The 9212-nt window shown below is 67.5% G+C and carries 11 protein-coding genes, 1 tRNA gene and 1 pseudogene; 8 read left to right on the forward strand and 5 right to left on the reverse strand.

Annotation, left to right across the window (positions count from 1 at the left end; genetic code table 11):
- Nucleotides 1–100 precede the first annotated feature (100 nt).
- Nucleotides 101–1333 carry a L,D-transpeptidase gene (locus tag OHA40_RS08910; protein WP_330232589.1) on the reverse strand — a complete coding sequence of 411 codons (1233 nt, stop codon included), beginning with the start codon at nucleotides 1331–1333 and terminating at the stop codon, nucleotides 101–103.
- Nucleotides 1334–1637: 304 nt separating this feature from the next.
- Between OHA40_RS08910 and OHA40_RS08915 the strand changes: the two genes are divergently transcribed.
- The 4 genes from OHA40_RS08915 to OHA40_RS08930 all read left to right on the forward strand — a co-directional run bounded on the left by OHA40_RS08915 (nucleotide 1638) and on the right by OHA40_RS08930 (nucleotide 4139).
- Nucleotides 1638–1710, forward strand: a tRNA-Lys gene (locus tag OHA40_RS08915).
- Between the two features lie 714 nt (nucleotides 1711–2424).
- Nucleotides 2425–3078: a transglycosylase SLT domain-containing protein gene (locus OHA40_RS08920; RefSeq protein ID WP_330232590.1), complete on the forward strand. Its 654-nt coding sequence runs from the start codon at nucleotides 2425–2427 to the stop codon at nucleotides 3076–3078.
- Nucleotides 3079–3191: 113 nt separating this feature from the next.
- Complete coding sequence (locus tag OHA40_RS08925; RefSeq protein WP_330232591.1) at nucleotides 3192–3506, forward strand: hypothetical protein; 315 nt, start codon at nucleotides 3192–3194, stop codon at nucleotides 3504–3506.
- A gap of 93 nt (nucleotides 3507–3599) precedes the next feature.
- Nucleotides 3600–4139: a J-domain-containing protein gene (locus OHA40_RS08930; protein WP_330232592.1), complete on the forward strand. Its 540-nt coding sequence runs from the start codon at nucleotides 3600–3602 to the stop codon at nucleotides 4137–4139.
- Here the strand turns inward: OHA40_RS08930 and OHA40_RS08935 are convergent.
- Entirely contained in the window at nucleotides 4128–4592 is a 465-nt protein-coding gene (locus tag OHA40_RS08935; protein WP_330232593.1) for a MarR family winged helix-turn-helix transcriptional regulator, read from the reverse strand. The genes OHA40_RS08930 and OHA40_RS08935 overlap by 12 nt on opposite strands.
- 38 nt (nucleotides 4593–4630) lie before the next feature.
- Between OHA40_RS08935 and OHA40_RS08940 the strand changes: the two are divergent.
- Both OHA40_RS08940 and OHA40_RS08945 read left to right on the forward strand, forming a co-directional pair.
- Nucleotides 4631–4783: pseudogene (locus OHA40_RS08940) on the forward strand (pirin-like C-terminal cupin domain-containing protein); the annotation flags it as partial.
- 116 nt (nucleotides 4784–4899) lie between these two features.
- Entirely contained in the window at nucleotides 4900–5196 is a 297-nt protein-coding gene (locus tag OHA40_RS08945) for an excalibur calcium-binding domain-containing protein (RefSeq protein ID WP_330232594.1), read from the forward strand.
- A gap of 64 nt (nucleotides 5197–5260) precedes the next feature.
- On the opposite strand, the gene OHA40_RS08950 is transcribed toward OHA40_RS08945, so the two are convergent.
- Complete coding sequence (locus OHA40_RS08950) at nucleotides 5261–5482, reverse strand: DUF3618 domain-containing protein (RefSeq protein ID WP_330232595.1); 222 nt, start codon at nucleotides 5480–5482, stop codon at nucleotides 5261–5263.
- A 166-nt stretch (nucleotides 5483–5648) separates the two neighbouring features.
- Here OHA40_RS08950 and bcp point away from each other — a divergent pair, with 166 nt between their 5' ends.
- The gene (bcp, locus tag OHA40_RS08955; protein ID WP_330232596.1) at nucleotides 5649–6122 is read left to right on the forward strand and encodes a thioredoxin-dependent thiol peroxidase; all 474 of its coding nucleotides are present in this window, start codon (nucleotides 5649–5651) and stop codon (nucleotides 6120–6122) included.
- 389 nt (nucleotides 6123–6511) lie between these two features.
- Here the strand turns inward: bcp and OHA40_RS08960 are convergent, their stop codons facing one another.
- Nucleotides 6512–7744 (reverse strand): hypothetical protein, encoded by a 1233-nt coding sequence (locus OHA40_RS08960; RefSeq protein ID WP_330232597.1) that lies wholly within the window; start codon nucleotides 7742–7744, stop codon nucleotides 6512–6514.
- A 299-nt stretch (nucleotides 7745–8043) separates the two neighbouring features.
- Here OHA40_RS08960 and OHA40_RS08965 point away from each other — a divergent pair, with 299 nt between their 5' ends.
- Nucleotides 8044–8664: a TetR/AcrR family transcriptional regulator gene (locus OHA40_RS08965; RefSeq protein ID WP_223522150.1), complete on the forward strand. Its 621-nt coding sequence runs from the start codon at nucleotides 8044–8046 to the stop codon at nucleotides 8662–8664.
- Between the two features lie 36 nt (nucleotides 8665–8700).
- Here the strand turns inward: OHA40_RS08965 and acpS are convergent, their stop codons facing one another.
- Nucleotides 8701–9138 carry a holo-ACP synthase AcpS gene (gene acpS, locus OHA40_RS08970; protein ID WP_330232598.1) on the reverse strand — a complete coding sequence of 146 codons (438 nt, stop codon included), beginning with the start codon at nucleotides 9136–9138 and terminating at the stop codon, nucleotides 8701–8703.
- Between the last annotated feature and the right edge of the window lie 74 nt (nucleotides 9139–9212).

A 9212-nucleotide genomic window follows, 5' to 3' on the forward strand; every position in this document is an offset into this window, starting at 1 on the left:
GCGAGGTCGGCCACGACGCTGCGACCGCAACATCAGCCCATGAAACGCCGAACGGGTCACCAGTTTTCTGGTGACCCGTTCGGCGGTTTCGTGCTGTGGCTCAGCGGTTGTCGTCCGCGTTGCCGACTTTCCAGACCGGCCAGGGAATGTTCCAGTCGCCCAAGCCGTCCACGCCGGAGAGGGTGCCGCCAACGGTGTTCTTCACGATCGTGATGTCACCGCGCTTGGCGTTCTGGTACACCCATTGCGCGTTCGCCGGGCTGAGGTTCAGACAGCCGTGACTGGTGTTGCTGTAGCCCTGCGCACCGACCGACCAGGGCGCCGAGTGGAAGAAGATGCCGCTGTAGGACAGTCGCGTCGCGTAGTCCACCGGCGTCTTGTACCCGTCCGGGGAGTTGACCGCCACACCGTAGGTCGAGGAATCCATGATGATCTTCTCGTGCCGGTCGGCCACGATGTAGACGCCGTTGTCGGTGGGCGTGCCTGCCTTGCCCATCGAGGTCGGCATGGTCCGGATCACTTGACCGTTCTGCTCGACGGTCACCTGTTTGGTGTTGTCGTCTGCGGTGAAGACCACCGCGTCGCCGATGGTGAAGAACGAGTGGATGTTGTCCTGGCCGTAGAGACCGTCACCGAGATCACGCCCATAGACGTTCACGTCGATGGTGACCTTCGTCCCCGGTGCCCAGAAATGCTCCGGTCGCCAGCGCACCTCGCGGTTGTTCACCCAGTAGAACGCGCCATCCACCGGCGGCTCGGTAGTGACTTTGATCGCGGCCTGCGCGGCCTTGCGGTCGGGGATGTTCTCGTCGAACTGGACGGCCACCGGCTGACCGATGCCGACCACCTCCGCTTCGCCAGGCACCAGATAGGGCTTGGTCTGGTTGTCCGGCGAGCTGGTGGTGAAGCTGAGCGTCGCGGAGTTCGCGCCGCCGAGCCCGATCGCGTCGGCCTTCAGCCGGTAGGTCTTGCCGTAGCCGAGCACCTCGGTGGTCTCCCAGGACCGTCCGTCAGCGGCCAGCTTGCCGTTCACCGATTTGCCCTGCGGGCTGACCAGGCTCACGGTGGTGAATTTGCCGTCCTCGACCTTGAACGCCATCGGCATCCCCGGCGAGACCCCCACCTCGCCGTCCTTGACCGGAGACAGCAGCTTGGGCTTGATCAATTCCGTGATGGGGTTGCGGTCGATCACCGCCTGCGCTGCCTGCGAGGCGTCCGATGACGAACATCCCGTCAACGTCAGCGCCGCGACGGCGACGACGATGACAGGTGCGGCGATCGTGCGTATCGACCACCGTGTGGCCGGTCTGCGCCGACCCTGACCAACGTTCATTTCAACCCCGTTTCAAGTCTCGGTGCTCCCGGAACACACCGATGGCTTCGGATACCCACCACGCCGCGCACCCCGCCGTGTCGCGGGCGGTCGGGACCACAATCGGACATTCTGCCAGCACGTCACGCCTGGGCCAATGTGAATACCGCGCCCGTCACTGCAGCGTTACAACCGATAGATCAACCTCCGGAATCCCCGCCGTTACCGGCGCGGCAAGCCGCCGCATCGGCGCCGGTCAGGACACGATTTCACTTCTGCCACCCCGGCCTGTTAAGGTTTGTCCCGCATCGGAACACGGATGCGCGCGCCATTAGCTCAATTGGCAGAGCAGCTGACTCTTAATCAGCGGGTTCGGGGTTCGAGTCCCTGATGGCGCACAACACAGACGCAACGTGCCCTTGCCAGTTACCAGACGGCAAGGGCACGTTCTTTCTTCTCCGGCAGGTCCACGATTTCCGTGACCTTCGCGTGACCTGCGGATCTTCCCAGAAGCACCAGGGGTCTCAATTCGGACAGCACTACCTCCGCGAGCCCGCTGAAATCCAGTCCGCAAGCCAAAAAAATCTGTGACGTAGCACACATCAGGTTTATCGGCAAAGCCCCAGCTCGGATAACGATTCGGCAACCTCGCGGTGGGCCTTCCAAGATCAGCAGCCCCGTTCATTCACTGCTCGTTCACCGTACGTTAACCAAGCGTGACCATTCTGCAATCAGGTCACAAAGCGACCTGGAGTTTGGTCAGCCGAGGAGATTTAGACACCGATTCGGTAACGATCGCACGGACGGCAACTGTCAGCCACGCGATCGGCGGAGCGAAATCCGGCAACGGACCCGCGATCCCATTCTTCCGCCCGTCGCTTCGCATCGCGAGATGCGGAGTCCCGCGCGACACCGCGCTCCAGGCCCCACCGAGGGCGAACCGGCGCCGCACGCACGAAGTGCGCCGCGTTCCGGGGACACGTTCCCCCACAACCAAACCAAACAACAGCAGATGGCCGTTTCGGCGAACGTCCACGAGCGTCCGCCGCAGGATCCGTGCTGCCCGAACGCGGCCGGATCGAGAAAGTCCCCGAACAAGGAACCGATTCGCAATGCCTGACAGACGCCTTTCCGCCCTTCGCCGTCCCTCCCTTCGCGAAACCATCACCGTCGCCGTCGCCGCCGCGGGTGTCGTGGCCGTGGCAGCCTCCTCCGCGGCATCCGTGGCCGACAACAGCGTCCCGTCTCGCATCGCCATGGTGTCCGAGCAGCAGCCTGCCGCCGCACCCGTGGCCGCACCCGCGCCCGCCGCCCCGGCTCCCGCCACCGCCCCGGCTCCCGCCGCCGCACCGGTCGCGGAGGCCATCCCCGCGCCCATGCCTGCTCCCGCGCCCGCCGCCGAGCCGGCCCCGGCGCCGATGCCCGCCCCGGCCCCACCGGTCTATCCGAACAATCTGGACGGCTGGATCCGCAACGCCCTCGACATCATGCGGGCGAACAACATCCCGGGCAGCTACGACGGCATCCACCGCAACATCCTGCGCGAGTCGTCCGGTAACCCGCAGGCCATCAACCTGTGGGACTCCAACGCCGCCGCCGGCATCCCGTCCAAGGGTCTGCTGCAGGTGATCGATCCGACCTTCCGCTCCTACCACGTCGAAGGCACCTCCTGGGACATCTGGGATCCGGTCGCCAACATCGTCGCCGCCTGCAACTACGCGGCGCACCGCTACGGCTCGATGGACAACGTCAACAGCGCGTACTGAGCCTCCAGCACCGCCACGCAGCCTCCCCATCCGACGATGGGGAGGCTGCGGCGCGTTCCGGCGGGTCCTCTCGGTCGGCTAGGGTCGATGCACCTCCGACCCATGGACACGCCATGACCGACTACGCACACAGCGAGGCGGCGGCCAAGAGCCGCGCCGAGAAAGCGCGACGGCTGGCGGGCTACCTCTGGCAGCGCGGCATCACCGGAGCCGAGGTGCTCGCGATGTCCGGACCCGTGCGACGCAAACTGGCCAGGGCCGCAGAGACCAATCCGCCCAGCACCGACGAGACCTGGGTGACGGTCGCGACACTGCTGGACGAGAAGGACACCTGGGCCGCCCGGCATCCGGAGCATCCCGCGGCACGGCGCGAGCACGCCGACGAGAAGCTGCTCTGGGTCAAGCCGCCGATCCGGCCGTGGCCCTGATCCTCTCCGAAAACCCTTCCCGCACAATATTTTCCGCGTCTACTACAGGATTGCGTAGACTGGCGTCATGCACCAGCCGAGGTCGCCGTCGCAATGACCGAGCGCAAGCCGTCGAAGCTGACCTTCGAGTCGTGGATCGAAAAGCAGATCCACGAGGCGACCGCGCGCGGCGAATTCGACAATCTGCCCGGCACCGGCAAGCCGATCCCCGGCGCGGGTGCCGCCCACGACCAGGATTGGTGGTTGCGCGGGTATCTCCGTCGCCAGGGAGTCGGTGGCGACGCCCTGCTGCCGCCCTCGCTGCTGTTGCGACGCGATATCGAGCGGCTGCCCGAGACCGTCCGGGAACTCACCGCCGAGCGACACGTGCGGGCGGCGGTGAGCGAACTGAACAAGCGCATCGTGGAATGGCTGCGCCTGCCGGAGGGGCCGTTCGTGCCGATCGCGCCCGTGAATGCGGATGAGGTGGTCGCGCAATGGCGGACCGAGCGCGATGCGATGCGGGCACGCCGCGCACCGTCGTCGACGGAGGCATCACAAGGGCGTGCCGATGAGGTCACCGCACATCCGCCCCGACGCCGCTGGTGGCGGCGATGGCTCGGCCGCGGGAATCGCCGCCGGTCAGGTGTCTAGTTCGGTCGCTTGCTCCACCTCGGCGACCACTTTGTCCGCGAGTGCCCGCAGCGCTCGCGCCTCCGCCGCCGTCATCGGCTCGATGAACACGCGGCGGACCAGTTCCACATGGTTCGGCGCGGCCCGCTCCAGCGCGGTGCGACCTTCCGGAGTCAGCTGCACGATGATGCCGCGGGCATCCTCCTCGGCGGGCCGGCGCTCGACCAGTCCGCGGGCGTCCATCCTGGCCAGATGCTTGGACAACCGGCTCTTCTCCCAGCACACCCCGGTGGCCAGCTCTTTGGCGCGCAGACAGCCGCCCGGCGCCGCGGACAGCGCCACCATCAATTCGTAGTCCGCCAGGGACAGGCCGTCCTCGGCCAGCCCGGCCGAAATCGCCGCGTCCAAACGCTGGCGCAGCCGCACATAGGCCTGCCAGGTCTCCTGCTCGTCGTCGCTCAGCCACCGGACCATGGACGTGAAGTGTAATCCCGGTTGGTTGACATGGACACCAGCTGGCAGTCTTCGGTCGCGGAGACGCGATCACCGTGACAGCCGATGCGCACCAAGGCAATCGGACCGGCGCGCTCGAGGTTCTGCTGCTCGGCGGGCGGCCGATCCAGGAACCGGTGGTGCAGTACGGGCCGTTCGTGATGAACACCCGTCCCCTAATGCCCTAGTTCCGTCCCCCTACGGTTGACAAGAGAGCGAGCCGTCACAACAGTGGATGCGGCGTCCGGTCGGGCGCCCCATCCACCGCAGCAGACACACAGAGGAATACATGAACGTTCGTCGGCTCACCGTCAGCGCGGCCGTCGCGGGACTGACGCTTCTCGCGGCACCCGCCGCCCTAGCCGCCCCTCCGTCCGGTTCCGCCGGTACGGGCTCCTCGGCCGTCGACACCGGCTCCGGTGCCACCGGCTCGGCCAATCTGTCCCAAACCGGTTCGGCTGGTGGCGCCTTCGCCAACTGCGATGACGCCCGCGCCGCCGGACGGGCCCCGCTGGTCCGCGGGGAACCGGGTTTCGGCCCGCACCTGGATCCCGACGGCGACGGTTTCGCCTGCCCGACGGTCTGAACCGACCGCCACAACGACGACACCCGGTGGGCATCGCCACACCGGGTGTCGTCGTTTTCCCAGCTCAGCGGAAGATCTTCACCAGCACCAGCCCGACGAACAGGGCGGCAGCGCCGATCAGGCTGTACTTCACCTTCGGCTGGTTCAGCTTCGCGACCACGATCTGTTTGGTGTCGTCCGCGATCCGATGCGGATCCGCGCGCACCGCGAGTTCGTCGAGCGTGCTCGCCAGCCGAGTGCGGGCGGCCTCGATATCCCGCTCGATCCGCTCGGTATCCCTTGCCACGTTCCACCCTCCTGTTGTCGATTGCCGCGCCCGGGGCCCGAACGACGCCGCATGCTCGTCCGTTCGCCGAGCGCCCAGGGCACGCCGACGAGTCTATCCGCCCCCACACCGCGCGATCGGGCCGCGCGAGGATGTCCTGTCCGAGCGTTCGGTTACCGTGCTGGAGGTGACCACCAACCAACGACTCTCCCCCGGCGACCCCGCCCCCGACTTCACGCTGCCCGACGCCGACGGCAAAGACGTCTCGCTCGCCGACTACCGGGGCCGCAAGGTGATCGTGTACTTCTACCCCGCCGCGAGCACGCCGGGCTGCACCAAGCAAGCCTGCGATTTCCGCGACAACCTGACCGATCTGAACGGCGCGGGCATCGACGTCGTGGGCATCTCGCCGGACAAACCGGCCAAGCTGACCAAGTTCCGCGACGCCGAAGGGCTGAGCTTCCCGCTGCTGTCGGACCCCGATCGCGCCGTGCTCACCGCGTGGGGCGCGTACGGCGAGAAGACCATGTACGGCAAGACGGTCGTCGGCGTCATCCGCTCCACCTTCCTGGTCGACGAGCAGGGCAAGATCGCCGTGGCGCAGTACAACGTCCGCGCCACCGGCCACGTCGCCAAGCTGCGCCGCGACCTGTCGGTGTAGCGATATACGCAGCGAAAAGCCCGGCGCCGCAAGGGCGCCGGGCTGCGACGAGTTCCGCCTCCCTCCGGCCCATCGAGGCGGGTACTACGAGCACCAGTCAGACCGACACAGCCCGAAGCATCAATGCACGGCGAACACCAAGTGCCGCGATTGCTCACCTATACAGCCACATCGGCACAACCCCCGATTTCGAGCGAAGCGAGACCGAGCATTCCCCGTTCGCGGCCCGGCTCGCGTCCGAGCGGCCGACGCGTCCGCGACGACGTCGCCAGCGGCGGTCGCTCGGACGCGAGCCACAAGGGGGCCGCGAACACGCCGCGACGGAGTCGCGGCCGAACAAGCACAGCCGCGAACACGCAGCGCCGCAGGCGCTGCCAAACAAACAGAGCTCAGGCGGGCATCACCTGTTGAGCGGCCCATTGCGCCATCAATCGGAGGTGCTCGTCCCACCAGGCCGCCGCTTCTGGGGTGAAGGCGGCTGGCGGTGGGGACTCGCCGGGAAAGAGCAGCGCACTATTGGGCGCCTCCACCTTGCGGTGGGACGGGAGCCCGGTGCCGGGCACCACCGGCTCCGCGGTATCCGTCTCCTCCGCACCCCCGGGTTCGCCGATCGACAGCGGCACCGGACTGTCCCCTGGAAGAGCGCCCCAGCGCTGATCCGAGAACTGCGATCCGGTCGCGGCATCGGTGGTCGAGCCGAGCGGCCCGGCGGAACGTCCGTCCGCCTCGGTATCCAGCGTCCGGTCCAGCCCTCCGGAGGCGCCATCCGCACCGGCTCCATCCCGCTGAGCGTCCGCTACGACCACAGTCGGCATCGAGCGCGCGAACCCGTTCAGCACGTAACCGCCGCCGACAACCATCCCGCTCGCCAGCACACCGGCCGCCGCGAACAACGCCACCCCGCCGCGCGCCCGATGCGGCTCGCCCGCCGGCTCGACATAGCTGTCGGTTTCCATACGCGCGCTCAACGCGGCACCCGCCGCGCACGCGAAAGCGGCCATCGTGCACGGGATCACCGGTGCCCCGAAGTCCTCGACAGCGGCCGACACCGCCGGTTCGGCGGCTGCCGAGCCGATCAACGCCACCGCGTCGGGCCGGGTCGCTGCCGCCTCCAACTGCTCCCAGGCCGCCGTCACGGCCCCGCCGAGCGATTGCGTGGTCGTCCGGCCCGCCCGCCCCACCGCGGCCAGCACCCGGCGGCGCCCGCGATCGACCAGGGTGAACGCCTGGTATCCGGGGACGACCTCGCAGACCAGCAGATTGTCGAAGGTATCCAGCCAGGTCATCATGCCCGCCACGCTCAGATGCGCCGACTTCGCCGAGACCATCGAAGCGCTGTGCCAGGGACCGGTCGCCAAGCGGGTCACGATGGCACGCCGCTCCGCGGCGTCCCGGTAGGCGACTGCCACGCCGCCGACCTCCTGGTCCGAGTCGAGCCCGGCGGCCAGGGCGTTCAGCACGGCCTCGACCGCCGCCGCCACTTCCGCCCTGCTGTCGCCATCGGTGCGCCCCACCCGACGCAACAGCACGCGTTCCGCGAGCTTCTTGCCGTCGGCGAGCGCTACCGCGTGCACCGCGCCTCGTTCGGTGGATACGCCGAGAGTCACCACAGATTCAGCCACCACTGATCACGCCTCCCTCTGGGCATTGACCGAGCTCACGAGCTTGCCGAAAGCCATGAGCCGCATGGATTCCCCTGCTCGGAGCACACGTCGCGAGACACGCGCGCTCGGTGTGTGTTCGACGCCACATCTGCGCCGGATGGGTGGGGGAAATCAAACGGGCTGAACTCGAACAGCCGACGCACGTGTCGCCGACGTGCCCATACCGTTAGCCTGGATGCGTGGAACTACGCGCGGAGGCCAGGTCGAAGCACCGTCTGGACCCTGCGTTGGAGCTGCAGGACGACCCACAGGAGCTCATGCCGCGACGCCGGCCGACGCAGGAACGCAGCAAACGCAAGTTCGACGCCTTACTCCAGGCGTCCAGAGAACTGCTCGTCGAGGTCGGGTTCGAGTCGTTCACCTGTGAAGAGGTGGCGGCCAGGGCCGAGGTGCCGATCGGCACGCTGTATCAGTTCTTCGCCAACAAGTACGTCATCGTCTGCGAGCTGAATCGTCAAGACCTGGTGGCCGTTTCCCAGGAGCTGGCCGACTTCCACGGCGAGATCCCGTCACTGGACTGGCTGCGGCACATGAACCAGTTCGTCGACCACCTGGCCAACCTGTGGATGACCGACCCGTCTCGGCGAGAAGTTTGGCTTGCCATGCAATCCACGCCGTCCACCCGGGCCACCGGCGCGATTCACGAGAAGCAGTTCGCCGAGGTCGTGTCGCAGATGCTGCGTCCACTCACCCCGCGCACTCCGCGGGCACGGCGCACCATGATGGCCGAAGTGCTGGTGCACGTGGTCTATTCGATGCTGAACTTCTCGGTCCAGGATGAACAGAGCAGCGCGGAGGCGGTCGCCGAACTCAAGCGGCTGATGGTCGCCTACCTGCTCGTCGCGGAGAAGGAATCGCGTACCGGCAGCGAGAGGTAAGGGTGGTCCCGGCACGAACCGGGACCACCGCACGACTCAGCCGACGTTGTCGCGGCCTTCGATGAGATCGGCCAGCTCACCCGGGTCTTCGAGCACGACCATCGCGGCCGCGGTGTCGCCGTCGTGGGTCAACGACAGGTGAACCCTTACCCGGGGCAGGAATTCGGCGGCGAGGCCGTGCAGTTTGATGCTCGGTCTGCCCCAGGCGTCGTTGACCACCTCGATCAGCGGATACGGGTTGTCCCCGATCTGTGGGCGGCGGGCGAACCGCGACGACGCCCAAGCTTTGAGCACCGCCTCCTTCGCCGCCCACCGCGCCGCGTAACTACGCGCCGGGTCGGTCCCTTTGCTCTGGCAGTAGCGTCGCTCGCCCGCGGTGAAACTCTCCCGGAGCATGGTGGTTCCGGCGCGTTCGAGCTGTTCGGCGAACTCGGAGATGGTCACCAAGTCCAAGCCGATACCGAGGATCGTCATAAGCGCGCAGCCTACGACGTGGTCGACGACGCCGTGCGGGAACCCTGCGCGGCGGGTTGCCCCGCCGCGCTTCC

Source organism: Nocardia sp. NBC_00508 (assembly GCF_036346875.1).
In the GTDB taxonomy this organism is placed as follows: domain Bacteria; phylum Actinomycetota; class Actinomycetes; order Mycobacteriales; family Mycobacteriaceae; genus Nocardia.